27 protein-coding genes are annotated in these 26472 nt (G+C 67.7%); 15 read left to right on the top strand and 12 right to left on the bottom strand.

Translation table 11 applies throughout. From position 1 onward, the window contains the following. Positions 1-473 precede the first annotated feature (473 nt). The 5 genes from HD557_RS25320 to HD557_RS25300 all read left to right on the top strand — a co-directional run bounded on the left by HD557_RS25320 (position 474) and on the right by HD557_RS25300 (position 3590). The gene (locus HD557_RS25320) at positions 474-1481 is read left to right on the top strand and encodes a DUF932 domain-containing protein (protein WP_196875896.1); all 1008 of its coding nucleotides are present in this window, start codon (positions 474-476) and stop codon (positions 1479-1481) included. A gap of 62 nt (positions 1482-1543) precedes the next feature. Continuing rightward, a complete protein-coding gene (locus HD557_RS25315) occupies positions 1544-1882 on the top strand; it encodes a hypothetical protein (protein WP_196875895.1) in 339 nt (112 codons plus the stop codon). Continuing rightward, positions 1879-2361 (top strand): hypothetical protein, encoded by a 483-nt coding sequence (locus tag HD557_RS25310; protein WP_196875894.1) that lies wholly within the window; start codon positions 1879-1881, stop codon positions 2359-2361. Before HD557_RS25315 ends, HD557_RS25310 begins: the two co-directional genes overlap by 4 nt. Positions 2362-2800: 439 nt before the next feature. Then, complete coding sequence (locus tag HD557_RS25305) at positions 2801-3253, top strand: single-stranded DNA-binding protein (protein ID WP_196875893.1); 453 nt, start codon at positions 2801-2803, stop codon at positions 3251-3253. A 130-nt stretch (positions 3254-3383) separates the two neighbouring features. Next, positions 3384-3590, top strand: coding sequence for a hypothetical protein (locus HD557_RS25300; protein ID WP_196875892.1), 207 nt, complete (start codon positions 3384-3386; stop codon positions 3588-3590). Positions 3591-3625: 35 nt separating this feature from the next. On the opposite strand, the gene HD557_RS25295 is transcribed toward HD557_RS25300, so the two are convergent. The 4 genes from HD557_RS25295 to HD557_RS25280 form a co-directional block, all read right to left on the bottom strand. Further along, the gene (locus tag HD557_RS25295; protein ID WP_196875891.1) at positions 3626-3838 is read right to left on the bottom strand and encodes a hypothetical protein; all 213 of its coding nucleotides are present in this window, start codon (positions 3836-3838) and stop codon (positions 3626-3628) included. Between the two features lie 118 nt (positions 3839-3956). Further along, on the bottom strand, positions 3957-4970 hold the full coding sequence (locus HD557_RS25290; RefSeq protein ID WP_196875890.1) for an Ldh family oxidoreductase: 1014 nt from the start codon (positions 4968-4970) through the stop codon (positions 3957-3959). After that, positions 4970-5905, bottom strand: a complete 936-nt coding sequence (locus HD557_RS25285; RefSeq protein WP_196875889.1) for a hypothetical protein — start codon at positions 5903-5905, stop codon at positions 4970-4972. Before HD557_RS25285 ends, HD557_RS25290 begins: the two co-directional genes overlap by 1 nt. Beyond that, positions 5902-7491, bottom strand: coding sequence for an AMP-binding protein (locus HD557_RS25280; RefSeq protein ID WP_231381587.1), 1590 nt, complete (start codon positions 7489-7491; stop codon positions 5902-5904). The genes HD557_RS25285 and HD557_RS25280 overlap by 4 nt, the downstream gene beginning before the upstream one ends. Before the next feature lie 107 nt (positions 7492-7598). Between HD557_RS25280 and HD557_RS25275 the strand changes: the two genes are divergently transcribed. Then, positions 7599-8072 carry a MarR family winged helix-turn-helix transcriptional regulator gene (locus HD557_RS25275; protein WP_196875887.1) on the top strand — a complete coding sequence of 158 codons (474 nt, stop codon included), beginning with the start codon at positions 7599-7601 and terminating at the stop codon, positions 8070-8072. 10 nt (positions 8073-8082) lie between these two features. Here HD557_RS25275 and HD557_RS25270 read toward each other — a convergent pair whose 3' ends face one another. Both HD557_RS25270 and HD557_RS25265 read right to left on the bottom strand, forming a co-directional pair. Further along, positions 8083-9108, bottom strand: a complete 1026-nt coding sequence (locus HD557_RS25270; protein ID WP_196875886.1) for an LLM class flavin-dependent oxidoreductase — start codon at positions 9106-9108, stop codon at positions 8083-8085. 8 nt (positions 9109-9116) lie between these two features. Continuing rightward, positions 9117-10304, bottom strand: a complete 1188-nt coding sequence (locus HD557_RS25265; protein WP_196875885.1) for a flavin reductase — start codon at positions 10302-10304, stop codon at positions 9117-9119. A 142-nt stretch (positions 10305-10446) separates the two neighbouring features. Between HD557_RS25265 and HD557_RS25260 the strand changes: the two genes are divergently transcribed. Next, positions 10447-11766: an MFS transporter gene (locus HD557_RS25260; RefSeq protein WP_196875884.1), complete on the top strand. Its 1320-nt coding sequence runs from the start codon at positions 10447-10449 to the stop codon at positions 11764-11766. A 25-nt stretch (positions 11767-11791) separates the two neighbouring features. Here the strand turns inward: HD557_RS25260 and HD557_RS25255 are convergent, their stop codons facing one another. The 4 genes from HD557_RS25255 to HD557_RS25240 all read right to left on the bottom strand — a co-directional run bounded on the left by HD557_RS25255 (position 11792) and on the right by HD557_RS25240 (position 14883). After that, positions 11792-12376 (bottom strand): PaaI family thioesterase, encoded by a 585-nt coding sequence (locus HD557_RS25255; RefSeq protein ID WP_196875883.1) that lies wholly within the window; start codon positions 12374-12376, stop codon positions 11792-11794. A 35-nt stretch (positions 12377-12411) separates the two neighbouring features. Continuing rightward, complete coding sequence (locus HD557_RS25250) at positions 12412-12738, bottom strand: YciI family protein (protein WP_196875882.1); 327 nt, start codon at positions 12736-12738, stop codon at positions 12412-12414. A gap of 596 nt (positions 12739-13334) precedes the next feature. Next, positions 13335-13775 carry a hypothetical protein gene (locus tag HD557_RS25245; protein ID WP_196875881.1) on the bottom strand — a complete coding sequence of 147 codons (441 nt, stop codon included), beginning with the start codon at positions 13773-13775 and terminating at the stop codon, positions 13335-13337. A 112-nt stretch (positions 13776-13887) separates the two neighbouring features. Next, on the bottom strand, positions 13888-14883 hold the full coding sequence (locus HD557_RS25240) for a hypothetical protein (protein ID WP_231380452.1): 996 nt from the start codon (positions 14881-14883) through the stop codon (positions 13888-13890). 115 nt (positions 14884-14998) lie between these two features. On the opposite strand from HD557_RS25240, the gene HD557_RS29185 reads away from it, so the two are divergent. Then, positions 14999-15346, top strand: a complete 348-nt coding sequence (locus HD557_RS29185) for a DUF4326 domain-containing protein (RefSeq protein ID WP_196876549.1) — start codon at positions 14999-15001, stop codon at positions 15344-15346. Positions 15347-15402: 56 nt separating this feature from the next. Further along, a complete protein-coding gene (locus HD557_RS25230; protein WP_196876548.1) occupies positions 15403-15807 on the top strand; it encodes a DoxX family protein in 405 nt (134 codons plus the stop codon). 26 nt (positions 15808-15833) lie between these two features. Here HD557_RS25230 and HD557_RS25225 read toward each other — a convergent pair whose 3' ends face one another. After that, a complete protein-coding gene (locus HD557_RS25225; RefSeq protein ID WP_196875879.1) occupies positions 15834-17453 on the bottom strand; it encodes a Coagulation factor 5/8 type domain-containing protein in 1620 nt (539 codons plus the stop codon). Between the two features lie 116 nt (positions 17454-17569). Here HD557_RS25225 and proC point away from each other — a divergent pair, with 116 nt between their 5' ends. After that, positions 17570-18358 carry a pyrroline-5-carboxylate reductase gene (gene proC / locus HD557_RS25220; RefSeq protein WP_008356054.1) on the top strand — a complete coding sequence of 263 codons (789 nt, stop codon included), beginning with the start codon at positions 17570-17572 and terminating at the stop codon, positions 18356-18358. A gap of 618 nt (positions 18359-18976) precedes the next feature. Here proC and HD557_RS25215 read toward each other — a convergent pair. Continuing rightward, entirely contained in the window at positions 18977-20125 is a 1149-nt protein-coding gene (locus HD557_RS25215; RefSeq protein WP_008356058.1) for an acyl-CoA dehydrogenase family protein, read from the bottom strand. Positions 20126-20260: 135 nt separating this feature from the next. On the opposite strand from HD557_RS25215, the gene HD557_RS25210 reads away from it, so the two are divergent. The 5 genes from HD557_RS25210 (at position 20261) to HD557_RS25190 (ending at position 26465) form a co-directional block, all read left to right on the top strand. After that, a complete protein-coding gene (locus tag HD557_RS25210; RefSeq protein WP_040754673.1) occupies positions 20261-20854 on the top strand; it encodes a MerR family transcriptional regulator in 594 nt (197 codons plus the stop codon). 54 nt (positions 20855-20908) lie between these two features. Next, positions 20909-22120, top strand: coding sequence for an acetyl-CoA C-acetyltransferase (locus HD557_RS25205; RefSeq protein WP_008356061.1), 1212 nt, complete (start codon positions 20909-20911; stop codon positions 22118-22120). 18 nt (positions 22121-22138) lie between these two features. Beyond that, positions 22139-24298, top strand: a complete 2160-nt coding sequence (locus HD557_RS25200) for a 3-hydroxyacyl-CoA dehydrogenase NAD-binding domain-containing protein (protein WP_196875877.1) — start codon at positions 22139-22141, stop codon at positions 24296-24298. A gap of 139 nt (positions 24299-24437) precedes the next feature. Beyond that, complete coding sequence (locus HD557_RS25195; protein ID WP_231381585.1) at positions 24438-25865, top strand: DUF4232 domain-containing protein; 1428 nt, start codon at positions 24438-24440, stop codon at positions 25863-25865. Positions 25866-25946: 81 nt separating this feature from the next. Continuing rightward, entirely contained in the window at positions 25947-26465 is a 519-nt protein-coding gene (locus HD557_RS25190; RefSeq protein ID WP_196875875.1) for an SPFH domain-containing protein, read from the top strand. The last annotated feature ends 7 nt before the right edge of the window (positions 26466-26472 follow it).

The following is a 26472-nucleotide window of genomic DNA, read 5'->3' as shown; positions in this document are numbered from 1 at the left end:
CAAGGGATCCAGTCAGGGTTCTCAGCGGAGTGGAGTCGTGGGTGGAACCACGACTCCACTTTCCGTTTTAGGGTATCGACAGAGCTGACCGAGGACGCAGCTGCTCGTCATCGCCCACCGTAGCCCCCGGGCCCATCCGGCAAGGGCCGTGCGCCAGGCACATACAGGCCACAGGACCAGGGCCCGGCTCCGCCGGGATCGAGCCGGCGTACGCCGGCGCTCACTTGAAGTTTTTCGTCCTCCCCGGGCCTCCGATTCTGGCGGCCGCGCCGCTCCGGTCAACCACCGCGCCCTACGGGCGCCGGCCAAACCGGACGGCGCTTCGCTTATTTCCTTACCGGTCTGGCCGGTCCCGGTGGTTGACCTCCACGGCTCCACCGGCCGCCGCCATCTCCATTGCCCGGGGAGGGCGAAAAAACGGTCGGCAACCCAGAAGCCGCCACCCGATCCCCGCGCAGGAAGCGAGCGCACTCATGGCTCACGAGATCGAAACCCACGGCCGACAGGCCGCCGCAGTCTTCGCCCGCGAAGACGCCTGGCACCGCCTCGGCACCACCCTCGAGGACGTCTTCACCGCCGAAGAGGCAATGACCATCGGTCACCTCGGCGGATGGAACGTCCGCAAGACCCCACTGCAGGGCATCGACCTGGACGAGAACGGCGCGAACCTCGTCGACGTCCCCGACCGGTTCGCCACCGTCCGCACCAACCCGTTCACCGGCCAGGCCGAGGCCCTCGGGGTCGTCGGCACCTCCTACGCCGTCATCCAGAACGAGGAGCACGCCGACACCCTCAACCAGCTGGTCGAGGACTCCGGTGCGATCTTCGACACCGCCGGGTCGCTGCGCGGCGGCCGCCAGGTCTTCGTATCGCTGCGACTGCCCGAGACCATGCGCGTCGGTGACGCCGACGAGATCCGCACCAACATCGTCGCCCTCAACAGCCACGACGGCACGCAGGCCTTCCGTCTGCTGGTGACCCCGGTCCGGGTCGTGTGCGCCAACACCCAGGCCGCCGCGATCGCCAACCACACCGCGAGCGTCTCCATCCGGCACACCACCAACGCGAGCATCCAGGTCGCGCGCATCCGTGACGCCCTCGGTCTCTCCTTCCGCTACATCGAGGCCTTCGAGGCCGAGGCCGAGAAGATGATCCAGCAGACCATGACCGACGCAGCCTTCGCCGGCATCGTCGAGCAGCTCTACGGCACCCATGACCCCCTCGGGTCGCGCCGGAGCCGCACCGCCGCGTACGAGCGGACCCGCGAGCTGGAGCGTCTGTGGGGCGACGCCGCCACCCAGGCCAACATCCGAGGCACCGCCTGGGCCGGCTACCAGGTGATCGTCGAGTACGTCGACCACTACGCCCCGGTCCGGGCCAGGCACGAGAAGGCCACCGCCCGCGCCGCGCGCCTGCTCACCAGCGAGGAGCCGACCCGGCTCAAGGAACGCGCCTGGGACCTCTGCGCCGCAGCCAGCTGACCCCGGCCCACCAGGGGAGGGCCGCACGGCCCTCCCCTCCACTCCCTGAGGAGGAGGACCCGATGACCACCATCGCCATGACCGAGGCGGCCGAGCCGCAGTGGATCTACATCGCCGGCGCGGACCGATACCTCGAAACCGGTCCGGTCTACCTGGCCGAGGCCCGCCGAGACGGCACCCACTTCAACGCCTGCATCACGCCGGGCAACAGCACCACCACCGACGCGCCCGGCTATCAGCTCGAGGTCGCCAGCAACACCGGGCCCGGCTGGTCCACCCACGCCGAGACCCTCGCCGAAGCCCAAGGCGACTTCGCCGCCTACCTACGAGCCACCCCCGACGACATCGACGAGCCCGTCGACGAGAACACCACCAACACCACCAAGGAGACCAACCGATGAGCACGATCGCCACCACCCGCAACCGCACCCCGCTCGCCGGCGCATTCGACGAGATCCGCGGCCTCAGCCTGCGCCTGCTGCACCCGGCCGGCGGCCCGATGGCCCGCATCGACTGCACCAACGGCGGCATCTCCGCACCCGGTCACGACAGCATCACCCTGGTCGGCTGGACCGGGCACGACATCACCAACCCCGCCCAGCCCCTCGACTACGTCGCCGCCCTGGAGCACGACAGCCAGATCTTCACCCCGTCCACCGCCTCCTGGCCCGTCGCCCTCGAGATCCGCAACACGTACGCCGGCACCATCGCCGCGCTCGTGCCCGTCTACGACTTCGACGGCCAGAACTGGACCCCGGTCCCCGGCACCATGGCCGGCGGCAACTACGCCACCGGCGACAGCCGCTTCAACGACCTGGTCAGCCAGCTGACCGGCCACGACTTCTACGGCGCCGTCGCCATCCACGACCGCATCGAGTAGCGACCAGGACGCACCGCCGGCCCTCCGGGGCCGGCGGTGGGGAGGACTCCGCCCTCCCCACACCCCACCCGAACGGCACGACCCGCCGGGCCGGCCTCACCAACACCAGCTGGTCGACCGGCGTACGCCGGGCAGCTCCACCCAAGGATCCAGACGCCCACGGGGCCGCCGGCCGCCGGCCAAGGACGCGGCCCTCCGGGCCGAGGCAGTCTCACCCGTTCAAAGCGTCTCGTTCCTTGCTCCCACAACGCCCAATCGTGATCGCTCGCTCCACAGGTCAAGGGAAGCAGTGCCCGGCATCCGCCGGCCCTTGACCCGCTACCGCTCGCGCGATCTTGGGCTGGTTGTTGGGAGCAAGGGGCACGAGGGGTCACATCCCGAGGGTCACCTGGTCAGCTCTCCGTTTCCATCCATGCACCTCATCCAAGGGAGAAGAACCATGAACACGATCACCACCTTCGCCGGCAACCTCACCGAGGACCCGGAGCTGCACTTCACCACCGGCGGCACCGCGGTCGCCAACCTCCGCGTCGCGGTCAACCGACGCGTCAAGAAGAACGATGAGTGGGTCGACGCCACCCCGACATTCCACAACGTCAAGGTCTGGGGATCTGCTGGCGAGAACCTGGTCGAGAGCCTGGTCCGAGGGGACCGCGTGCTCGTGCACGGCCAGGTCGAGACCGAGAGCTGGACTGACAAGGAGACCGGCGAGAACCGCTACAAGGACGTCGTCGTCATCTCCGACCGGTACGGCGAGATCGCCACCAGCCTCAAGTTCGCCACCGCCCGCGCCGAGAAGAACCGCGGTGGCAGGACCACCAACCCCGACGCGCCGGCGCCCGCGGACAACGTCACCCAGCTGGGACCGCGGCCCACCGAGCCGCCGTTCTGAGCCCGGGCACCAAGACCCCGGGGGAGGGGCCGGCCAGAGGCCGGCTCCTCTTCTGGGCATCCAGTAATCGAGAAGTTGTCGGTGCGACAAGACACAATCAAAACCAAGCCCCCTCGAGGAGATCGATCCCATGACCACGCCAGACAACAACGACGAGCTCTCCGGCTCCACCGCGGCAACCGGGCACGACCCGGTCGAGGACTACCGCGCGGCGTACGCCGAGAAGCTCGCCGAGGCGGTGCGCATCCTCACAGATGCGGCGCAGTTACCGCGGCCGCCGGCTCTGCCGCGACCCGCAACAACCAAGCCACTGATCCCCAGGAGGGTCAAGTCCTGAGTAGTGGTGTACGACGGGGTTCTCCTTCGTCGTGCTCAGGGTAAGGCTGTGAGGGCCTGTGGCTCGGGCGGGATCACCTCCTCGGCGGGCTGACCGATGGTTTGTGACTTGGCCAGGACGTCGAGTCCTAGGTAGCGGCGGCCTTCGGCCCGCAAGCCGTTGCCGACGACGTCGCGCCGCGCTCTGCCTTTGCGGCTGATCGTGAGCGTACGGTGATTGCGGATGGAGAGGGGGCGCTCCAACTCCACGAAGCGCTGGTTCCCAAACTCGTAGGGCGTCCAGGGGATCCGGACCAGCGAGTACGCGATCGTCCGCAGCCTGGGATCTGCGCCGTTCGACTTGGACCGATGGACCATTCTTGAGTGATCACGGTCGCGCGCCTGCTGCGGCAGACTCCATAATCGCTTCCAGGGCGGCAAGCACGGCCGGCTCGACCTCAATACGGTCGGCGCTGAGGGTCGCGGCGCGCTGTGCGCGAGACCGGTCAAACGGGACTCGGACGGGGCGTCCGGGCTCGACGGGACGTGCCGCTCGGATGCGGTCGGCGTGCTCCGAGACTCCTGCCCGGTAGGCCTGTCCGTCAGTGATGATCTCAGGGTCGACGACGATCAGGAGGAACCCGAGGTCGGCGATAGGGCGCCGCGGGATCGCAGGGGAGCTCGTCAGCATGCCGAGCAGGTGCACCGCTAGCGACAGGCCCGATCCGCGGTGACCGCCCCAAACGGCGATCGCGCCGGCCAGCGCCGCCGCGGGATCGGTGGTGGGTGCTCCGTCTGCGTCGAACGCCGTTCCCGGCGGCAACGGGTTGCCGAGACGCCCGCTCAAAACGACCTCGGCGTGCGTGAGTGACGACGTGCCTGAGTCCCAAATGACCGGGTCGCCGAGGCTCGGGAAGCCAAACGCGATCGGGTTGGTTCCGAGCAGCGGTTCGGTGGCCCCGTGCGGGGCGACGAAGGCGCCGCCGTTGCCGGCCGCGACCCCGACAAAACCGGCAGCTGTGACCTGCTCGAGATACCAGGAGAACATGCCGGTGTACCAGGTGTCGTGGGCGGCGGCCACACACATCCCCGAGATCGACGCCTTCTCGATGGCGAACTCCGTCGCGCGCTGAGCCACGATGTAGCCGAGCTGGTCGGCGCCGTTGAGGGTGACCGAGACAGGGGTCTCACGCTCGAGCCGCCAACCGGGCGACACACCCGAAGCAAGCAGCCGTTCGGCCACAGAAAGGGTGCGGGGCAACCCTCCGTACGAGAGCCCTCGGAGCTCGCAGTCAAGGATGTGCTCCGACGCGGTCACGGCGTCATCGTGCGTCAAGCCAACCGATATCAGCACGGCTCGGATCAGGTCGCCGACCTCGGCGACCGTCAGCTGGACAGTCATCAGTGCGCACTCCAATCGAAGGTTCCACGGGCGTCAGCGGCGGCGCCGCGCGGTACGGCCCCGACGTGGCGGACGAAGCCGGGCGCCGGCACGTCGACCTGCTCAACGAACCACCGCGACGCGTCGATCACGGCGGTCAGGTCGACGCCGGTCTCGACATCCATGAGGTCGAGCGCCTGCACGAGGTCCTCAGTGCAGACGCAACCGCCCGGCACACCGGGCATGGCTGGGTGTCCACCTGCGCCGGCAAGCGAGGTATCGATCGACCCGAGTTCACGATCCGCCACCGCGGCGGCGCCGGCGATACCCATGCCTCGCGCGTCATGGATCTGCAGGCTGATCTTCTCGTGCGGGGTGAGTCGTGCGGCGGCGTCGATCGTCTCGACGATCCGTGGGGGCGGCGCGTAGCCGCTCGAGTCGGCGAGGATCCACTCGTCGACACCGACTTCGAGGATCCGGCGTCCGATATCGACGACCGACCCCGATGAACGCGGTCCTCCCGCAGGTCCGCCCCAAGCGAAGATCAGGTAGGTGCCAAGCCGCGTGCCCGTTCCTGCGGCGACCGCCGCCATGCGTTCGAGGTCGGCGAGTGACTCCTCGATCGTGCGGCCGATGTTGTTCTCCGCGAAACCCGGGTCGACCGAGAGCAGGTACCAGGCGCTGTCGGCTCCGGCGTCGACCGCGGCGCGTAGTCCTCGCTCGTTGCCGACGCAGCAGGTCAGCTCGATCCCGGGCCGACGCTGGACTCGATCGAACACGTCAGCAGCGTCGGCGAGGCCGGGCACGAGGTCGGGGCGGACGAACGACGAGACCTCGACGGCGGGGACGCCGGCGGCCGTGAGTCGATCGACGAGCTCGATCTTGACCGATGTCGGGACGTCGAATGCCTGCCCTACTAGGCGCGGCGCGACGTCCTTGATCCTGACCCGGGTCATCGGATCCTCGTCGCTTCGTGACCGGCGGCGTCCGCGTCCCACGTGTGGTTGTCGACGCCCTCACTGCGCAGCACCGACTTCTGGATCTTGCCAGTCGGAGTCCGCGGGAACGCCTCGACGGCGCGGTAGTACCGCGGCACCATGAAGTGCGGCAGATGGTCGTCGCAGTGACGGAACAACGACGGATAGTCGACGGTCGATGTGTCATCGACCTCGACAACGGCGAGCACCTCGTCCTCCCCGAGCTCCGACGGCGTGCCAACGGCGGCCGCGGCAAGGATGCCCGGATAGGAGAGGAGCACAGCCTCGACCTCATAGGACGAGATGTTCTCGCCGCGTCGGCGCAGCGCGTCCTTCTTGCGGTCGACGAACCAGTAGAACCCGTCAGCGTCCACGTAACCGAGATCACCAGTGTGCCACCACAGTCCGCGCATCGTCTCGAGGGTCGACTCGGGGTTCCCCAGGTACTCGTTGAACATCACGTTCGCGACCTTCGGACGGTAGACAATCTCGCCGATCTCGCCGGGGCCGAGCGCGTTGCCGTCGTCGTCGTGGATCGCCAGTTCGGTCGTGCGAGTGGGCTTGCCGATCGACCCGACTCGGCGTGCGTCGATCGGGTTGTACGTGACGTTCTTGATCTCGGTGAGGCCGTAACCCTCGACCACGTGGACGCCGAATCGGTCCTCGAACGGCAGCAAGACCTCGGGCGGTGCTGGCGCTGCAAAGACGACTCGCACCCTGTTGTCGCGGTCGTTGGTCCTCGGCGGTTGCGCCAGCAGCATCGGCAGCACCGAACCGAGGGCGTTGAAGACCGTGACGCCGTGGCGGCGCACGTCGTCCCAGAAGCGACTTGCGCTGAAGCGCTCGGCCAGGACCACCGTAGCGCCGAGGTAGAAGCCGTGCAGACAGATGTTGATCTGCGCGGCGCCGTGGAACATCGGCAAGCAGGTATAGAGCGTGTCGCGGGTGGTCGTCAGGAGGCATTCGGCGTTCTCGCGGGCCGCGACCAGCTGCATCAGGTGGGACGTGACAACGCCCTTGCTCTTGCCGGTGGTGCCTGATGTCAGTGCGACGACTGCGGTGTCGGACGGCTTGGTGGCGACCGGCTCTTCGCTGCCGCTGCCACCTTTGAGGATGATCTCGTCGAATCCCATGACGCGAGCGCCCGGGACTTCCTGCGTGGCGTCGTCGACGACCACGACGTGGCGCAGGTCGGTCTGGTCCGCCACCGCGGCCAGCGCCGGCAGGAACTTCGGCTCGGTGATGATCGTCGTGGCAGAGGTGAGCGTCAGTGCGTGTTCGAGGAACGTGCCCTTGTAGGCCGTGTTGACCGGGACGCACACCAAGCCGGCGCTGACGGTCCCAAGCCAGGCTGTGACCCACTCGGCACGGTTCCCCATCATGACCGCGACCGCTGATCCGGTGGGGAGGTTGAGGCCCTGAAGGCCGGCGGTCACACCCCGGCGTGCCGCGTCGAGCTCGGCGTAGGTGAGCTCTCCATCGGGGGTGATCAAGGCGACTTTGTTGGGCAGACTCGCCGCTCGACGTGCGATCAGCCCGCCGATCGTTCCTCCGCCGAGGTCCATCAATTCTCGTTCGTGCATGATCTTTACTCCCTGTTCCGCCGCAAAAATGCGGCCCTTCTATCTCTCAGCATGCTCACTATTGGTGGCCGGGCGGCTATGCTGCGATGGTGTCGAAGCCGTCGATTGACCACGTTCGCCCCGACGAGCTCACCCTTCTCCTGGACGGCGTGTTCCGGGTGGAACGCGCCGTGATGCGTATCGGTAATCAGCGACTGATGCCGTGGCGCATGACGTTGTCGACCTATGCCGCGATGCGCATCATCGAGACCCAGCCCAGCTTGTCGTTGACCCAGTTGTCCCGCCGGGCGTATGTGCGGCCCCAGACGATGACTCGTATCGTGTCCAATCTCCAGCAGCGAGGGTTCGTTGAGCGCACGACCCACCCGGACAGTGATCGCACGATGGCATTGACGTTGACCGACGACGGCGTCGCGGCGCTTCGCGAGATGGACGCGGAGGTGCTCAAGATCGATGACACGTTCGACCGAGCACTGAACGGCGATGAGCGTGCCGAGCTGACCCGCATGCTGCGAGCGGCAGCTGCGATGATCGAGAGCGACTTACGCGAGTTCGAGGGATGATTCACCGGGCTCAGAGTTCCTTCTTCACCTGCAGAAGGAACTCCTCGAGCGACGGGTCCCAAGCCGCCTCGGATCCGGTCGTGACCAGAAATGCATCGATGCCGAGTTCGCTGTAGGCCTTGAGAGTTGCGAGCACCCGGTCGTACGAACCGACAAGCGCCTGCGAGTTGGCGAATCCACCGAGCAGTTTGGTCAGCCCGGTCCAGAAGCAGTCGTCATGGAGCTCGTCGTCGGTGAGCGCCATCGCTCGCTGCCGACCGACCGAGGTGTCGCCCTTGGACGAGCGCAGGAATCTGCCGGTGCCCTGAGCGTCGTGCACCTCCTGCTCGACGGCTCGCGCGGCAGCCCATGCGGCGTCGTCGGTGTCTGCGACGAACAGGCGCAGGCTGAGGGAAAACTTCATTTTGCGACCCAACTCGGTGGCTCGTGCGTGGACCCGGTCGATGCGCTCCTTGGTTCCGGCGAGCGGCTCGCCCCAGAGCATGTAGAGGTCGGCGTGGCGCGCACCGAACTCCACGGCGTCGTCACTCTCGCCGCCCATGAAGACCGGGACCTGGCCCTGGAATGGTCGCGTCTGTAGGTGCACGGCGTCGACGTCGAAGAACTCGCCGTGGTGGTCGAAAGGCTCCTCGCTGGTCCATGCCTGGCGCACCACGTCGAGGTACTCGGTGGCGCGACGATAGCGGTCGGCCTTGGGTAGGTCGTCGCCCTCGCGCATGAGGTCCTTGTCAGAGCCTCCGACGACGACGTTCGTGGCGAGTCTGCCTTGGGCGAGCACGTCGAGGGTGGCGAGGTAGCGTGCGAACAGGGTGGGCGCCATGACGCCCGGACGGTGGGCGAGGATCGGCGCGACCCGCTGCGTACGACCGAGGATGTACGGCGCAGTGGCGTGGTTGTGTGGCCAGATCGAGGAGTATCCGACCAGGACGCGGTCGATCGCCCGCGACTCATCGAGCTCATCGAGGCGATGGTGCAGACCGGTCAGATCGGTCTCGCCGCCAGTCAGCGGCTGGGTGGCGGTAAAAAGCTCAGTCATGGGTCTCCTCAGGAAGCGGCCGCGACGGTTGGAACCGACGGCAGGTCGATGGATGCGGCGAGAGCGATGAGCTCGTCGCGATAGCGCAAGAAGTCATCGCGTGTCGAGCTCTCTGGCAGCCCGTAGGCGGTGAGCACGAGCCGGACCGCTCCCGACCGGTCGGTGAGCGGGACGGCCACGGTGCGCAGGGCGTGCTCGACACCGGCGACGAGATCCTCGGGCTCGAACTCGCCGCCCAGCGGGTCGATCGCCTCTTCGACCGCGCGCCGCTGCTCGGCGGTCGGCTCGTGCGTCGACATCCGGGCGAGGGCGCGCTCGAGATCGTGAGTCGTCGTGGCGCCGAGCGTGGCCGACCATCCGCGGGCACGGACCCGGTCGACGAGCTCGCGAACGTGCGCCGAGCCGGCCTCGTCCAGGCCGGCGCGAGCGATCCATTCCTCGGACTCCGTGTCAGCGGCGAACAACACGCCTAGCGGCGGGATGTATGGCATGCGCTGGCCGATGCGGGTCGGCAGACGCTCGGGGTCGGGATGTCCGCTGCTGGCGACGGTAACCAGCTCGTTGCCAAGCTGCGCTGTGGCGAGCACCTCAACCCCGAGGCGCCGTGATGCGTCGATCATTGCCGGCCGCACGATGTCGACGACACGCAACTGCTCGACGAGGTCCGGGGCGCCAACAGCGGAGACGGACTGCGGCTGGAACCGTCCGTACCCGCCCTGGAAGAAGAGCAGCGGTACCGCTGGATCGGCGACGGCGAGGTCGACGACGCGTCCGAGCACGATCCAGTGGTCTCCCGCGTCGTGAATGGTCTCGATGCAACAGTCGATCCACGCGACGGCGCCGCTGACGATTGGCGATCCGGTGGTGGCAGGAGACCACTGCACGTCGGCGAACTTTTCCCCACCCTTCTGGGCCAGCGCTCGGCAGACGTCCTCCTGCTTTGAGGACAGCACGTTGACGCAGAACACGCCCGCTTCGTGAATGGCTTCGAAGGTTGACGACGTCTTCTGCGGCAGGAATGCGACCAGCGGTGGGTCGAGCGACACCGACGTGAACGACGTGGCGACCATGCCCGCCGGCGCGCCAGAAGCAGAACGCGAGGTGATCGCGACGACCCCGCTCGGGAAATGGCCAAGAACGCGTCGAAACTCGACCGCCTCGACCTGATCGGCTTGCGCCGTGACATCAGTAAGCATGCTGAGAATGTAACCCTGGCCACGTTCTCTCGCAAGATCAGCATCCGAATAAGCATGCTTGCTTTTTCCTTTCTCGCTGCCTTACGGTCTCAGTGCTGATGTGGCGCACATCACGTCTGCGCCCTGAATCGAGGAGTTCCCTATGACATCCGCACCACCCGAGATCGATCGCCGCACCACGCGACAGCACAGCGTCGCGGCCGGCATCGGCAACACCATCGAGACCTACGAGTTCGCCGTCTTCGGCTTCCTCGCCACCCTGCTCGCGGGGATCTTCTTCCCGAACTCGAGCCCGACGACGGCGCTCTTGTCGACGTTCGCGGTGTTCGGCACGGCGTTCTTGTTCCGTCCCATCGGTGGCGTGCTGATCGGCATGCTCGCAGACCGCATCGGCCGGCAACCGGCCCTCGTTCTCACCTTGATCAGCATGGCGATCGCGACGGCGCTGATCGGTATGCTTCCGACGGTGGCGACAGCGGGCCCGGTCGCCACCGTCGGGTTGGTGCTGCTTCGGCTGTGCCAGGGTCTCTCGGCCGGCGGCGAGTACACCGCTGCGGTGATCTATGCGGCTGAGTCGTCTCCTGAGGATCGTGCACCGGAGATGGCGAGCCGTGTTCAGGTGGGCAGCCTGGCCGGCCTGCTCCTGGCGGCGATCGTCGTGGTCGGCCTGAGTGTGTCGCTCACCCCGGAGCAGATGGCGTCGTGGGGCTGGCGCGTTCCGTTCCTCCTTGCGATCCCACTCGGCGCATTCGGGCTGTTGCTTCGGTCGCGCCTGGGGGAGACGCCCGCGTTCGAGGCCGCTCGCGATGCCGGCGTAAGCCCCGCACCCTCCGACACCTTCTGGTCGAACTGGCCGGGCATGCTTGGCATCGCAGGTGTCGCGGTGCTGCACGCGATCGGGTTCTACATGACCTTTACGTTCGTACAGGCAACGATCGTGCAGCGCGGCTTCACCCTCGTCGAGGCGACCAGCGTCGTCGGTTGCGCACTGCTCGTCGGCATCGGCTTCGTCGTTGCGGGAGGCAAACTGTCGAATCGTCTCGGCCCGCGCACAGTACTCATCACCGCGTCACTCATCACGTTGGTGTCGAGTTGGCCGCTATGGAGTCTCGTGGTCGGCGCCGACAGCCTCATCGTTGTGCTGTTCGCCAGCATCGGGCTGGCTGCCGGCCCCGCTCTCTATGGTGGCGCTGCGCCGATCACCTATGTTCGTCACGTGAGTGTCGCACGCCGTGGCACCGTGGTCGCGCTGGCGTACGGCATCACCATCACAGTGCTCGGCGGCACGGCGTCCTATGTCGCGCAATGGCTGATCAACACCACCGGCGATACACACTCGCCAGTGTGGCTGATCCTGACCGCTGCCGCGATCAGCGCCTTCACCGCTTGGCGGTCGACGCCCACAGCGACAGCCCTGGGCCATGGTTCCGAAACGGCCCCGTCTGCGGCGTCGGCTCACTGACGCCGTCGCTGAGGCCGGGACTGCCTCAGGGCTGGCCCGGCCTCAGCTCCACAAACAGCGCCTCGGCTTCGGCGCACAGCACCTCATCTCGCCGGATCGTTGCGCTGATGAACACCTTGCGACGTTCTACGTGGTCGACCGTTGCCTCCACGTTGAGCGCTGTGTCGATCGGTGTGATCGAGCGGTACTGCGTGGTGAGGTACGCCGTTCGCGCTCGCGTCCCTCGTGCTTCGATGATGTGACCCATCAGCTCGTCGAACAGCAGCGATACCGACCCGCCATGCGCAGCCCCGTTGCTCCCGAGATGGAATCGACCGAACGTCGTAGTGCCCACGGCACCCATGGAGTCGAGGCGCCACAGCTCGAGACGCGGGGTCAGTGCTTGGCCACGGTCCGGTAGATCGAATCGCCGACCAACGATCTGCTCTACTTCGGCGACCTGGGCTCGGCCGAACAGGTCGGCAGCCAGGCCCAGCAGATGCGTCGCCGCTCCCCAATCGGCCGCGTTGCCAGCACCTCCCAAGGCATCGAGCAGTCGTCGCACCTGCAGGATCGTCGCGTCGAGCCCACTCGCTCTCGATGGATCATCCGGCGTCGATGTAGTCAGCATGCTGAGATTATGCAGGCAGTGCGTTCAATAGTCCCTCACGGAAGCGCATTTAGGTCGAACCCTTCGGGAGCCGACGACAGTTCGGCGAGCTCGCCGAAGATCGGATCCCACTCGACGATGAGCATGTTCTCGATGATCCCCGGTCCCCAGAACGGGTCGGTCATGAGCAGTTTGCGGAGGCTGGCCTCATCGTCGGCTTGGATCACCAGCCACCCTTGGCGCACGTCAGTTCCGACCGACGGTCCCGACGCGACGATCACGCCTTCAGCTACGTGATGCTGCACCCACTCCACGTGCGGCCGGACCCACTGGAGCCAGCCTTCCTCATTGGGGTGTTCGAATCTCACGATGAACATCGACATCCGCAGACCTTTCGCGCGACCTATAATAAGCATGCTGATTCTACCAACCTCACTCATCCCCGACTACCAGGGCTAGACGGCTACCAGGCCCCGGCCAAATGATCGAGCGCCTCGCTTAGATCGGCGCTGACACAAACGCGGGGTATCTGGGTGAACCTGGCGGGCCGATCAATTCGCTCAGAGCCTTTCTGAGTCGACGTCGTACACGCGCCCTTGACGGGGCGCTCCACGAAGGTGTGCCGCAGGCTGTGCGGGGAGATGCGGTCGCCGGAACGTACCAAGCGGGATCCCGAGTCGTGACGTCAGAAGGCGAGAGGCCGGTGACCACAGAGGACCGTCCGAACGTGTCGATCTCGCTCGTGATCTAGGAGGCTTCTACGTTGGCCGGGTACCCGGGCCAGCGAGCCCGGGCTCGACCCTGAGGTGCTCGCCGTCGTCGAGGAGCTGGTCGAGAAGGGTCGGGCTGCGCTTCACGCGAAATGGGCCGCGGCCGCCGGCGCTGGTGCTGGCGAGCCGGACCGAGGAGACGACCACCCCCTCTAGGACGTCGGCTAGGCGTCACCTGGTGCTAGGTGCTAGGTGCTAGGTGCTAGGTGCTAGGTACTGGGTGGCCTGGGTGGGAGAAGCTGAGTCGTTTCCTTCGTCTCGCCGCCGGGCTCGGTAGCCCAACGGATGGTCATCCGCCTGTTCTTGGTGGACTGCAGCGTCACGATAAGGGTCGCGCTCTCGCCGGGGCCGAGCTTGGAGTCTTTTGGCTCCGTGCGCCACTGGACTCGTGCCCCGCCCTCCACGCTGATGTCGTAGGCGGGGAGGGACCCGACATTGGTCAACTGGTACACGCTGCCACTGAAATGCGTGAGCTGCCACGGTCGAGCGTCGAGTGTGTCCTGCTGCTTCTGCATCATCGCGAGTTGATCTTCTGCTGTGTCAGCTTGCCGCTTGCTCGCTTCGGCCTGGCGGTGGGAGTTCCAGGCAGCCCAGCCGCTGAGGACGAAGGCGGCGGCGGAGAGGATGAGTGCCGCGAGCTCGATTTCCATACGCCCAAACGTATTGCTCGGGCAGGCCCCGCTGGTTTCAGGGCCGTCCTCGTCGTCATCTGTACCAAGGGTCCCTCGGCATGTGCCACGCGACCTCGGGACGCGGCGCTCCTCAACCTCGAAGAGAGACTTGGCGGCACTCTTGGCTGTCAAGGGCGGCGAGCACCTGTGCCGGGTCCTTGATCAACTCGCGCAGGCCGCTCGTTTGACGGGCCCAACGCACCGGATCGTCACCATCGGCGAACGCCGTTGCGGACGTAAACTGCCACCGGAGATTGATCGGCAGTCGATCGGCGAGAGCCTTGGCGAGGTCACGCGCGGCTATAACCTGAGGAGAAGGCGGTGGGCGAAGCCGGCCAAGACCCCGAGTCGGTCGAGCGATGGACACCTTTGCCTTCGCGGCGTGGTTGAGAGTGTCAACCGCATCTTGGATCCAGTTGGCGTCCCCGACCTCGGCCATCGGAATGGCGACTTCTTGAACGCAGGCGATCGCGCCGCGACCCAGTGCGAGGGAGAGTCCTCCAGGGTCCTCGTGGTAGTTGAGATAACGGGCTATATCGACTCCCGGAGGGCAGACCGTGTCCAGGTCCACGTCTCCGACCCAGTTACTGGGGTCGGAGACCCAATCTTGCCTCACCGTGACGGTCGGCACGAGGTGCACTCGATAGAGGTGAAACTGGCTGCCGTGGTCGGCCTGGTCACGGATCCGCCGCAGCATGTTGTGGATCGCGGACTCGTACGTGCCGACGTGGAGGGCCTTTGCGCGCTGGCGTGCAGCCCATGCGGCGACACGGTGGTCACCGCCCATCCGCGCTCGGGTCTCGGGGTCAAGGGCGGCCGCGGGGTCGAAGTCTCGTCTAGGCCAGTCCTGGTGGGTGCTGGTGTGGTACCAGTCCAATTGCGCGACGCGGCGGTCTTGGAGTGCCGGGTCGCCGGGATCAACGGTCACTCTCGGAGCATCCTCGTGCTCGCACGTCAGACCGCATCCAGGGCAAGCTTCCTGCGCCTGCTCCCATCGGTCGATCCAGTCCAGATCGACGATCCACCGGTGACGGCAGGTCGGGCACAGCATGTGCCGATCACGCCAGAAGTCGATCACTCGTTCCATAACACATGCAGTAGAACACGGCGGATGATGACCGTTGCCCCCAACGGGCTCTGGGACCGCCGACTCGCCGTGGAGCACGGCCAGTTGATGACATGATAAGAGTCATTATCATGTCATCATTTGGGTAGGAATCGAGCCGCGAGGAGGCGGTCAGGGTGGCCGGCAAGCGACTGCAGCAGTCCCGCCGTCGGGGTGGGCACCTCCCAGTCGGCGCCAAGAGCGTCGCCGGCACCAGCAAGTTCGCCAACCCGTACCGGCCACCGAGTGGCCAGCGGCCACCGGAGGCGAACGCGGCCTACCGCGAACACCTGGCCGAGCCCCCCCCCCCCCCCCCGAGCTCGTCGCCCAGGCCCGTGAGGATCTCACCGGCTACGATCTCGCCTGCTACTGCGCGCCCGAGTTGCCCTGCCACGTCGACGTGCTCTTGGAGATCCTCGCATTGGATCCGAAGGAACCGGCATGAGCAACGACGTCGACCAGCCCAGCCATGCCGCCGACGAGATCGACGACAGTGGTGAGATGACCTCGACCGCGCGAACTACAGCGCGCATTCTGCTGGGCGTGATCATGGTGGGCGCCGGGGTGGCGCACCTGACCACCCAGCGACAAGAGTTCCGAGCGCAGGTGCCCGACTGGTTCCCGGTTGACGAGGACCTGACGGTGGTCGGCTCGGGCGTCGTCGAGATCGGGCTCGGGCTGGCGTTCGTCTTGCTGCCGAGTAAGCGACGTCTCGTCGGAGCGCTGCTTGCCGCGTTCTTCGTGGCGATCTTCCCCGGCAACATCGCGCAATATGTAGAAGGCGTCGACGCGTTCGGTCTCGACACGGACAGCAAGCGGCTGATCCGGCTGTTCTTCCAACCCTTGCTCGTCGTCTGGGCCCTGTTCGGCGGCGGCTGGCTGAGACGTACGAGAAACGACGACTGAACCCACCGACCTCATGGCGGCTGCGGCTAATGGGCGGCGGCCTGAGCCCCCGCCCACGTACGCAGGTAGGACTCCGAGCCGCGGACGATGTCGTCGATGACGTCCTGGCCGCCGGTGAGGCGGAGGTCCTCGAGGTAGTCGGGGATCATCCCGTAGTGGGCGACGCCGTCGGTGTTGTAGTCCCAGATCCGCTGGCCGGTGATCTGGCGGTCGACGACGGAGCCGCCGTCGAAGCTGCGGAACGGGTAGCTGACGCGCGTCTTCGCCGGGCCAGGCGTGCCGCCGAAGCCGTTCATATCGAAGCCGAACCCGATGCCGGCGCCGTAACGGTCACGGACGGGTGCGGTGCGGGCGTACTCGGCCAGGAACTGGTCGGTGCTGTGGCCGTAGATCGTCGAGAAGCCGCCGAGGGCGTAGAGCCGGTCGAGGTAGCGCTCGTCCATCCAGGAGTGGCTGGCGAGGGCGCCGGGGTAGTCGGTCTCCTCGAGGATGTCGAGGGTGCGGCCGGCGGCCTTGGCGCTCATGTGGTCGACCTCGACCATCATGCCGCGCTTGATCAGCCCGCGGAGGGCGTATTCGCCGAGGGCGGAGAGGCCATGCGGGTTGCAGACGGTGCCCTCCGGGTAGATCGGCGGCTGTGGCAGCCAGGCGAGCTCGGCGGGACGGTCGACCAGCCGCGGGTTGTTGTCGTGCGGCTGGCCGGGGTCGCAGGCCTTCGGCGTCCAGAACGTCCCGGTGGTGAGGAACTGACCGGCGTTGATCAGCAGCCCGGTCGTGCCCTTGTCGTAACGGACCCCGCACAGCGCGTTGTCGAACTTGTGGCACAGGAACATCGACGAGACCCCGAGCGACTTCAGCTCGTCGAGCCCCGCGTCGATGTTGGCGCGGGTGCACGAGGGCAGCCGCAGCTTCTGGGAGCAGCCGAACGGCTCGGAGGTCTCCACGCCGAGCACGACGGCGAGCTTGCCGTCCTCGATCACCTCGCGCGCCTGGCCGGGATCGGTGACGATCCGGTACCACCCACGGCCCTCGCCGCCGTACTGCGCGTCGATGAAGGCCTGGGTGTCGTACGCGTCCTTGGCCTGCTTCCGCACCGCGGTCATCTCGTCGCAGGACTGGTGGGTGCCCGGGTTGATCGCGCACAGCGCCTTGTTGCTGGTCAGCTGCACCACCAGGATCCGCTGGCCGGCACGCCAGGCACGCTCGACCCAGCGGTAGTACATCTGCTGGTGGGTCAGCGAGTCGTAGGCCGGCCAGTCCTTGAACGACGGCCAGCCGGTGGTGTCGTGGAAGCCGAGCGGGCTGCCCGAGCGGGTCAGGTTCTCCAGCAGCGCGGTCTCACCCGCGATGCCGTGGGAGGGGCAGTCCTTGAGCGCGTCCGCGATCCCGTTCGCCGACCACGCCTTCCCGCAGACCGCCGCGCCGCCGATCCCGTCCTGCATGAACATGTGGCTGTGGGCGTCGATCAGCCCGCGCACGGTGCCGTCCGGAGCGGTGCCGGTGAACGGCTCGCCGGTCACGTTGAGCTCGGACTCCGGCGAGGGAAGCCGCCGCTCCACATCGTCACCGGAGGCGGGCGGACCCACCATCGCGACGGTCACCGCGAGGGCGATCACAGCAAGCAGGGACGTACGTCTGATGCGCATGTGGCCTCCCGATGACCAGCGGCGAATGTACGGGTGTGGGTATCGCAACCTAGCAGTTGCTTGGGTCCCGTGGGGCGTTATCCCCGCAGGTCATCCGCTCTGAGAGACTGGCGAGCATGACGATCGCGATCATCGGTGCAGGCAACATGGGTGGGGCCGTGCTGGCCGGGCTGCTCGAGGCGGGTCACTCCCCGCAGAGCGTCATCGTCGTCGAGGCGCGCGAGGAGCAGGCCGCGGCGCTGCGGGAGAAGCACGGCATCCGTACGCTGCCGGCCGCCGAAGCCGTCGCCGAGGCCGACGTCGTGGTGCTGGGCGTGAAGCCCTACGGCGTCGTGCCGGTGCTGGAGTCGATCGCGTCCGCGCTGCGCGAGGGGACCACGGTGGTCTCGCTGGCCGCCGGCGTGCCGACCTCGGCCATGGAGCCCGCCGTCCCCGACGGGGTCTCCGTCGTGCGGGTCATGCCCAACACCCCGGCCCTGGTCGGCGAGGGCATGTCCGCCGTCGCCGGCGGCGCCAAGGCGACGCCGGAAGCGGTCGAGACCGCCGCCGACCTGATGGGTGCCGTCGGCAAGGTCGTCACCGTCCCCGAGTCGCAGATCGACGCCGTCACCGCGATCAGCGGCTCCGGCCCGGCCTACGTCTTCCTGGTCGCCGAGGCCTGGATCGAGGCCGGCGTCCACCTGGGTCTGACCAGGGACGACGCGACCACCCTCGTCATCCAGACGCTGACCGGCTCCGCCAAGCTGCTCGAGAGCGGCACTCACCCCGCGGTCCTCCGCGAGCAGGTCACCTCCCCGGGCGGCACCACCGCCGCCGCCCTCGGCGCGCTCGAGAAGAACGGCCTGCGGGCGGCCTTCCTCGAGGCCACCCGCGCCGCCTACGTACGCAGCCAAGAGCTCTCCTGACGAGAAGTGGTCGATCTGGGCCCGAGGGGAGCGTCTCGGCGGGCCTACATCGACCACTTCTCGGATCGTTCGACGTCTGCTTGGGTCGAGACTGTCAAGCATGCGGCGCTGGGCCCTCGTGTCGTCGATGCTCGACGCGGACGAGGACGTGGAAGTCGCGGTTGCCGCGGGTCGCTCTGAAGGTCCCGACTCGCTCGAAGCCCAGGGATTCCACGGTTCGTAGCGCTCTGGCGTTGAACGACGCGACGGTGACTCTGAACCCTGCGGGCGCGAACCGGCTCCGACCGAACTCGAGACCTGCCGCGATGACGACCCGGCCAAGTCCCTGGCCCGTGAGCTCGGGGCGCATTCCGCCCCCGGTGTCGAGTGCGGACTCGTCGTAGTCCCATCCCGGATGTCGTACACGTCGTAAGGCGCCTGGTAGCGCCAGCCCGTGATGTCTTCGGCCTGCTCCAGCGTCATCGGGGCAAGACGAATGGCGTCCGGGTCGATCGAGTGCGACACCTGGACAGACTCGCACACGGACCTGTCCGGCGCCGACGTCGAGCCAGGCCCGGTGAGGACCCGGCGCTGCCTCGGTCGACCCACCCGCTGAGCTCGCGGGCCGACCGATGTGACCTACAGGCCCAGGTGGCGGCTGATGATCAGCTTCTGCACCTCGGTGGTGCCGCCGTAGATGGTCTGGATGCGGCTGTCGATGAACGCCTTGGCGATCGGGTATTCCATCATGTAGCCGTAGCCGCCGTGGATCTGGACGCCCTGGTCGACGAACTTCTTCTGCAGCTCGGTGGTCCACCACTTCGCCATCGAGGCCAGGACGGTGTCGGCCGTGCCGGCGTTGAGCTGGGTGACGGCGTCGTTGAGGAACAGCCGGGCGAGGTAGGCCTCGGTGGCCATCTCGGCGAGGGTGAACGCGGTGTTCTGGAAGCGGCCGATCGGGCGGCCGAAGGCCTCGCGGGTGCGGGCGTAGTCGAGGGAGAGCTCGAGGACCTGCTCGACCGCGGCGACCGCGATCGAGGCGACCGAGATGCGCTCCTGCGGCAGCAGGGTCATCAGCGAGATGAAGCCGGAGCCCTCCTCGCCGAGGAGGTTCTCCTTCGGCACGACCACGTCGGTGAAGGAGAGCTCGGCGGTGTCCTGCGCCTTCATGCCGACCTTGTCGAGGTTGCGGCCGCGCTCGAAGCCCTCCATGCCGCGCTCGACCACCAGCAGCGAGATGCCGTGGGCGCCGGCCTCGGGGTTGGTCTTGGCGACCACGATGACCAGGTCGGCGTTGATGCCGTTGGAGATGAACGTCTTCGAGCCGTTGAGGAGGTAGTGGTCCCCCTTGTCGACCGCGGTGGTGCGTACGCCCTGGAGGTCGGAGCCCGCGCCCGGCTCGGTCATCGCGACGGCGGTGATGATGTCGCCGGAGACGCAGCCCGGCAGCCAGCGGGCCTTCTGCTCCGGGGTGCCGAGGTGGGAGATGTAGGGGACGATGATGTCGGTGTGGACGAAGAAGCCGGGCCCGCTGGCGCCGATCTTCGCCATCTCCTCGTGGAGGACCGAGTTGAACCGGAAGTCCTTGATGCCGGGGCCGCCGTACTCCTCGTCGACGTCGAAGCAGAGCAGCCCGGTGTCGCCGGCCTTCTTCCACAGCTCGCGGGGGACGATGCCGTCCTTCTCCCACTGGTCGTGGAACGGCACGACCTCCTTCTCGAAGAAGGCCTTCGCGGTGGCACGGAAGTCCTCGTGCTCTGCTTCGTAGATGGTGGGCTTCTGGGGCATGACTCTCCTCCGTAGACGTACCCGGTTAATGATGCCTCACCACTGTGACGCAGACCGCATTGTCGTGATGGGCGACGGAGCAACTGTGACAGTAACACTGGCGAAGTGGCAATGGTTTGGTCTACGGTCCCTGACATGACCGAGACGACCGATGAGCTGATGACGATCGATGAGCTGTCGACCGCCACGGGGCTTTCGGTGCGCACCACGCGCTACTACGCGAGCCTCGGGTTGATCCCGGCGCCGATCCGTCGCGGGCGGGTGGCCTACTACGGCCCCGAGCACCGTGCTCGGCTCGACCTGGTCAGGGCGCTCCAGGAGCACGGGTTCACGCTGCAGGCGATCGAGCGCTACCTCGCCCGGCTCCCCGCCGACATCACGCGTGAGGACCTCGCGATGCAGCGGGCGATGATCACCTCGTGGGCCACGGAGCCGACCGAGGACATCCAGGCGAGGATCGGGCGCGAGCTGATCGCGCTGGGCCTGCCGCGCGACGCCCTCGCGGCGGCGTACGCAGCGACCTCGCGTCTCATGGCCGAGCTCGCCGCCGAGCTCAACGTCATCCTGCGCGACCAGGTCGTCGATCCGTTCCGGCGCACCCACCACAGCCCCGAGGAGGCCAAGCACCTCGAGGAGGTGCTCCCGCGGCTGCGGCAGCTGACCACCGAGGCGATCGTGGTGAGCTTCCAGGACGCCGTGAACCGGACGATCTCCCGCAATCTGTCGTGAAGCTTTTGGGCAACACCCTGTTGACTGTGACAGTTTTAGTGTCACAATCGGCGCATGGCTGAAGCATTCATCTATGACCACCTGCGCACGCCGCGCGGGAAGGGTAAGAAGACCGGAGCGCTCCACGAGGTCAAGCCGATCGACCTGGTGGTCGGCCTGATCGATGAGGCTCGCAAGCGCAACCCCAACCTCGACCCGGCGCTGATCGACGACGTCGTCCTCGGCGTCGTCACCCCCGTCGGCGAGCAGGGCGGTGACATCGCCAAGACCGCCGCCATCAAGGCCGGTCTCCCCGAGACGACCGCGGGTGTGCAGCTCAACCGCTTCTGCGCCTCCGGGCTGGAGGCCGTGAACCAGGCCGCCTCCCGCGTACGCGGCGGCTTCGAGGACCTCATCCTCGCCGGTGGCGTGGAGTCGATGAGCAAGGCGCCGATGGGCAGCGACGGCGGTGCCTGGGCGCAGGACCCCGACACCGCCCTCAAGACCGGCTTCGTGCCGCAGGGCATCGGCGCCGACCTGATCGCGACCCTCGAGGGCTTCAGCCGCGCGGACGTCGACCGCTACGCCGCCCAGTCGCACGCCCGGGCTGCCGCCGCCTGGGAGAACGGCTACTTCAAGGACGCCGTCATCCCGGTCGTGGACCAGAACGGTCTCACCGTGCTCGACCATGACGAGCTGATCCGCCCCGGCACGACCGCCGAGACGCTGGCCGGCCTCAAGCCGTCCTTCCTCCAGCAGGGCCAGGAGGCCGGCTTCGACGACGTCGCGCTGGCCAAGTACCACTGGGTCGAGAAGATCGACCACGTCCACCACGCCGGCAACTCCTCCGGCATCGTCGACGGCTCCGCGCTGATGCTGATCGGCTCCGAGGAGGCCGGCAAGGCCAACGGCCTCACCCCGCGCGCCCGGATCGTCTCGGCCGCCGTCTCCGGTGCCGACCCCACGATCATGCTCACCGGGCCGGCGCCGGCCTCGCGCAAGGCGCTGGCCAAGGCCGGTCTCACCGTCGACGACATCGACCTGTTCGAGATCAACGAGGCGTTCGCCGCGGTCGCGATGCGGTTCATGAAGGACATGGGCATCGACGAGTCGATCACCAACGTCAACGGCGGCGCGATCGCCATGGGCCACCCGCTGGGCGCGACCGGGGCCATCATCCTCGGCACCCTGGTCGACGAGCTCGAGCGTCAGGGCAAGCAGCGCGGCCTCGCCACGCTGTGCGTCGGTGGCGGCATGGGTATCGCGACGATCGTCGAGCTGGTCTGAAAGGGAATCTGAAGAGCTATGAGCGCAGTCAAGTACGACAAGGATGCCGACGGCATCGTCACGCTGACCCTGGACGACCCGAACCAGTCGGCCAACACCATGAACGAGCTGTACAAGACCTCGATGGCGGAGGCCGTCGAGAAGCTGTACGCCGAGGCGGACGGCGTCACCGGCGTCGTCATCGCGTCCGCGAAGAAGACCTTCTTCGCCGGCGGTGACCTCAAGAACATGATCCAGGTGCGGCCGGAGAACGCCGCCCAGGTCTTCGAGGAGGTCGAGTCGATCAAGGCGACCCTCCGCAAGCTGGAGACCTTCCCCAAGCCGGTCGTCGCGGCGATCAACGGCGCCGCCCTCGGTGGCGGTCTGGAGATCGCGCTGGCCGCCCAGCACCGGATCGCCCTCGACGCCCGCTACGACATCGGTCTGCCCGAGGTCTCCCTCGGCCTGCTGCCCGGTGGCGGTGGCGTCACCCGCGTCGTACGTCTCCTCGGCATCATGACCGGCCTGATGGACGTCCTCGGCCAGGGCACGAAGTTCAAGCCCGCCGCTGCCCTCGAGAAGGGCCTGATCCACGAGCTGGTCTCCTCCCCCGATGAGCTCGTGCCCGCCGCGAAGGCGTGGATCAAGGCCAACCCCGACGAGATCGCGCAGCCGTGGGACAAGCCGGGCTACAAGATGCCCGGTGGCAAGCCGACCTCCCCGGCTCTCGCCGGTTTCCTGCCGGCGTTCCCGCCGATCCTGCGCAAGCAGCTCAAGCAGTCCGACATGCGTGCGCCGAAGGCGATCCTGTCGGCCGCGGTCGAGGGTGCGATGGTCGACTTCGACACCGCCACCCGGATCGAGTCGCGCTACTTCACCTCGCTGGTCACCGGCCAGCAGTCGAAGAACATGATCCAGGCGTTCTTCTTCGACCTCGGCGCCATCGGCGCCGGCACGCTGCGTCCCGACGGCGTCGAGAAGTTCACCGCGACCAAGGTCGGCGTGCTCGGTGCCGGGATGATGGGTGCGGGCATCGCGTACTCCTTCGCCCGTGCGGGTGCGGAGGTCGTCCTCAAGGACGTCGCCATCGAGTCGGCCGAGAAGGGCAAGGCCTACACCGCCAAGCTCAACGAGAAGGCCGTCTCCCGCGGCAAGCTGACCCAGGAGAAGGCCGACGAGATCCTCGACCGGATCACCCCGACTGTCGCCCCGGAGGACTTCGCCGGCGTCGACGTCGTCGTCGAGGCGGTCTTCGAGGACGTGTCGCTGAAGCAGAAGGTCTTCAACGAGATCGCCCCGTTCGTCAACAAGGACGCGGTGCTCTGCTCCAACACCTCGACGCTGCCGATCACCGAGCTCGCCAAGGGGATCGACCGCCCGGCCGACTTCATCGGTCTGCACTTCTTCTCGCCCGTCGACAAGATGCCGCTGGTCGAGATCATCAAGGGTTCCGAGACGAGCGACGTCGCGCTGGCCAAGGCCTACGACATCGTCCAGCAGATCAAGAAGACCCCGATCGTCGTCAACGACAGCCGCGGCTTCTACACCTCGCGCGTCATCGGCACCCAGATCCAGGAGGGTCTGGAGCTGCTCGCCGAGGGCTTCGCGCCCTACTCGCTCGAGCGCGCCGCGACCCAGGCCGGGTTCCCGGTCGGCCCGCTGCAGATCGCCGACGAGCTCAACCACGAGCTCATGGTCAAGATCGCTCGTACGACGCGGGAGGCCGCCGGAATCGAGGAGCTGACCACCACGGAGCGGGTGCTCAACCCGCTCATCGAGGCGGGTCGCTCCGGCAAGCTCAAGGGTGCCGGGTTCTACGACTACGTCGACGGCAAGCGTGGCTCGATCTGGGCCGACCTCGGGACCGTGTTCCCGGTCGCCGAGGAGCAGATCCCGATCCGGGACGCCGAGGAGCGGATGCTCTTCATCGAGGCCCTGGAGACCGCGAAGTGCTTCGAGGAAGGTGTCATCACCTCCGCCGCGCACGCCAACATCGGCTCCATCTTCGGCATCGGCTTCCCGCCGCAGACCGGTGGTGCGGCCCAGTTCATCACCGGCTACGAGGCCGCCGACGGCTCGATCGGCATCGAGGCGTTCCTGGCTCGTGCCGACGAGCTGGCCGAGAAGTACGGCGAGCGGTTCCGCCCGACGCAGTACCTCCGCGACCTCGCGGCCAAGGGTGAGGGCTTCCCGGCCTGACCCAGCCATCCATGGCGATGTGGTGAACCGGCACGGATCCTGTGAAGGAACCGTGCCGGTTCGCTATTTGCGGGGCAGACGGGGTTCGTCCTGTGCGACTCTTTGCCTTCCGCAGAGGTCGAGGAGGACGTACGTGGCGATGTCGGGCGGCGCTGACAGGCGCGAGGTCCGGGTGGGGATCGTGGCCGTCGCGCTCGTCCTGCTGGTCGTGGTCGGGTGCACGGTCGCGGTGCTCTGGATCCGGCCCGTTGTGTCGGCGGCCGGGACGAGAACACCGGAGTCGGTGTCGAGGATCCTCGACATCTCCGACGAGTGGCGGTCCGTCCCCGGCGTACGCGACGTTCTGGCCGTCGACGAGTCCCGGCGCGTCCCGGGGGAGGACTTCGGGGAGGCCGACCGTGAGGAGCACTCGGTCAGCGTCGAGGTGACCCTGGAGGACGATCTGACGGGGGCCGAGGCGGCCGCGGCGAGCAAGGAGGTGCTCCGGCTGGTTCGCCCCGAGATCACCCGAGGTGCGCCGGAGGCGGGGCCTGACCGTACCGGCGTCTCGTTCACGATGGGCCCTCCCCGGATCACCGTGGGCGAGCGTGGTCTGAACCCCGGTGATGCCATGGGTGATGCGCTCGCCGATGCCGTCGCGCTGCGAGACGCCGGGGCGACGTCGGTGTCGTCGACCGTCGCCGACCCGCAGACGGGGCTTCCTGCCAAGGCTGACGTAGAGGCGCCGCAGGCCCGCCTGGCCGCACTGGCCGCGGTCGCCCGCGACCGGCAGCGCCCGGTGGATCTCCGCGGTGGCGATGCGTGGTACCGGTCGAACGAGGTGCCCGATCCGGCGGCGGTGAGGCTCGTGGTGGCTGCCTCCGAGCGGCGGTCGGTGACCTCGGCCCAGCTGGCCGCTCCGTACGAACCGCTGATCGTCCTGGTCGAGGCCGCCGAGGGTGACCGGGTGATCGGCGACGTCAGCAGGTGGCTGACGGCCTACCAGGGCTATCCCGTGGGGTCGGGGCAGCCGCTGGAGTACGTGGTCGAAGGGACGCGCGGCGGCAAGGTCGAGGGCTGGGTCGGGGGAAAGACTGCGGCGCCGACGACGATGCCGCCGTTCGGTGACGGTGCGCCCTGGCCCACGGACCCGGCCGCGCCGCCGTGCCGGCCATCCGATCTCGAGGTCACCTTCGGCGGCCAGGACGCGGCTCTGGGATCGCGGCAGGCGTGGCTCCGGGCCCGCAACCTCGGCCGTCGGGCCTGTGCGATCGAAGACGTACCCGATGTCGCGTTCCTGAACGCCGCCGGTGCTCGGCAGACCGAGGTGATGGTCGAGCCGTACGAACCCTCGATGGTGCCCGAGCGCGTCGTCGTCCCTCCGGCGCAGTCGGTGATGGCGGTGATCGACTGGCAGGCGATGTCCACCGCGAACGACCCTGACATCACCACCGAGCTGCTCGTGACCGCGATGCCCGGCAGCACGCCCACCACGCTCGGTGTCGCGGTACCCGACGGGCCGAGCGGTCTCGACATCCTCGACGGGGCCGAGGTGAGGATCAGCCCGTGGGCACAGGCCGTCGACTGACATCTGCGGCGACGTGGACGCTCGGACGAATGGGTGGCAGCGCCCATTCGGAATCGAGCCCGAGCCGAGAAGACTCGGGCCATGGGGGAGACGGCGACGATTCTGCTGATCGCGGTGGTCGCGGCCGGCCTGGTGGTGGCCTCGCTGCTGCGGCGGGCCCGCCGTGGCGAGTGCCTGGTCGTGACCCGGCACCGGCGGATCGTCCGGATCGCCTCCGACTCGATGACCGTGGCGGTCCCCGGCTTCCACGAGGTGCTCGAGTGGCCGACCGGGCAGATCGAGATCGCGGTCGTCGTCCGGACCCGGACCGGGGACGGCCAGGACGTACGTGTCCTCGCCACGTTCTCCGTCGATGTCGACCCGCCTCGGGTCGGTGCGGCGTACATCGACCCGCGTGCGGTCCTGCACACGGCGTTGGAGCGCCGGCTCGGTGAGGCGGTCCGCGCCCGGCCGGCGGCCCGGCTGACCGGACCGGATGGCCTCGGCGGCACCTTGGCGGGCACCCGGATCGACGGCCTCGCCGTCGGCGTCGTGACCGAGGTGGTCATCGACGAGGTCGACCTGCTGCTGCATCCCGGCCGACCCGACGACGGCGACTGAGCGCGCC

This window comes from Nocardioides luteus (genome assembly GCF_015752315.1).
Lineage (GTDB): Bacteria > Actinomycetota > Actinomycetes > Propionibacteriales > Nocardioidaceae > Nocardioides.
The sequence above is the reverse complement of the archived record's forward strand: the minus strand, read 5'-3'. Positions and strand labels throughout refer to the sequence as shown.

Excerpts from the sequence above, each read along its gene's own strand:
- HD557_RS25320 (WP_196875896.1), top strand. The coding sequence starts at position 474 with ATGGCTCACGAGATCGAAACCCACGGCCGACAGGCCGCCGCAGTCTTC.
- HD557_RS25315 (WP_196875895.1), top strand. The coding sequence starts at position 1,544 with ATGACCACCATCGCCATGACCGAGGCGGCCGAGCCGCAGTGGATCTAC.
- HD557_RS25310 (WP_196875894.1), top strand. The coding sequence starts at position 1,879 with ATGAGCACGATCGCCACCACCCGCAACCGCACCCCGCTCGCCGGCGCA.
- HD557_RS25305 (WP_196875893.1), top strand. The coding sequence starts at position 2,801 with ATGAACACGATCACCACCTTCGCCGGCAACCTCACCGAGGACCCGGAG.
- HD557_RS25300 (WP_196875892.1), top strand. The coding sequence starts at position 3,384 with ATGACCACGCCAGACAACAACGACGAGCTCTCCGGCTCCACCGCGGCA.
- HD557_RS25290 (WP_196875890.1), bottom strand. The coding sequence starts at position 4,970 with ATGACTGTCCAGCTGACGGTCGCCGAGGTCGGCGACCTGATCCGAGCC.
- HD557_RS25285 (WP_196875889.1), bottom strand. The coding sequence starts at position 5,905 with ATGACCCGGGTCAGGATCAAGGACGTCGCGCCGCGCCTAGTAGGGCAG.
- HD557_RS25280 (WP_231381587.1), bottom strand. The coding sequence starts at position 7,491 with ATGGACCTCGGCGGAGGAACGATCGGCGGGCTGATCGCACGTCGAGCG.
- HD557_RS25270 (WP_196875886.1), bottom strand. The coding sequence starts at position 9,108 with ATGACTGAGCTTTTTACCGCCACCCAGCCGCTGACTGGCGGCGAGACC.
- HD557_RS25265 (WP_196875885.1), bottom strand. The coding sequence starts at position 10,304 with ATGCTTACTGATGTCACGGCGCAAGCCGATCAGGTCGAGGCGGTCGAG.
- HD557_RS25260 (WP_196875884.1), top strand. The coding sequence starts at position 10,447 with ATGACATCCGCACCACCCGAGATCGATCGCCGCACCACGCGACAGCAC.
- HD557_RS25255 (WP_196875883.1), bottom strand. The coding sequence starts at position 12,376 with ATGCTGACTACATCGACGCCGGATGATCCATCGAGAGCGAGTGGGCTC.
- HD557_RS25250 (WP_196875882.1), bottom strand. The coding sequence starts at position 12,738 with ATGTCGATGTTCATCGTGAGATTCGAACACCCCAATGAGGAAGGCTGG.
- HD557_RS25245 (WP_196875881.1), bottom strand. The coding sequence starts at position 13,775 with ATGGAAATCGAGCTCGCGGCACTCATCCTCTCCGCCGCCGCCTTCGTC.
- HD557_RS25240 (WP_231380452.1), bottom strand. The coding sequence starts at position 14,883 with ATGGAACGAGTGATCGACTTCTGGCGTGATCGGCACATGCTGTGCCCG.
- HD557_RS25230 (WP_196876548.1), top strand. The coding sequence starts at position 15,403 with ATGACCTCGACCGCGCGAACTACAGCGCGCATTCTGCTGGGCGTGATC.
- HD557_RS25225 (WP_196875879.1), bottom strand. The coding sequence starts at position 17,453 with ATGCGCATCAGACGTACGTCCCTGCTTGCTGTGATCGCCCTCGCGGTG.
- proC (WP_008356054.1), top strand. The coding sequence starts at position 17,570 with ATGACGATCGCGATCATCGGTGCAGGCAACATGGGTGGGGCCGTGCTG.
- HD557_RS25215 (WP_008356058.1), bottom strand. The coding sequence starts at position 20,125 with ATGCCCCAGAAGCCCACCATCTACGAAGCAGAGCACGAGGACTTCCGT.
- HD557_RS25210 (WP_040754673.1), top strand. The coding sequence starts at position 20,261 with ATGACCGAGACGACCGATGAGCTGATGACGATCGATGAGCTGTCGACC.
- HD557_RS25205 (WP_008356061.1), top strand. The coding sequence starts at position 20,909 with ATGGCTGAAGCATTCATCTATGACCACCTGCGCACGCCGCGCGGGAAG.
- HD557_RS25200 (WP_196875877.1), top strand. The coding sequence starts at position 22,139 with ATGAGCGCAGTCAAGTACGACAAGGATGCCGACGGCATCGTCACGCTG.
- HD557_RS25195 (WP_231381585.1), top strand. The coding sequence starts at position 24,438 with ATGTCGGGCGGCGCTGACAGGCGCGAGGTCCGGGTGGGGATCGTGGCC.
- HD557_RS25190 (WP_196875875.1), top strand. The coding sequence starts at position 25,947 with ATGGGGGAGACGGCGACGATTCTGCTGATCGCGGTGGTCGCGGCCGGC.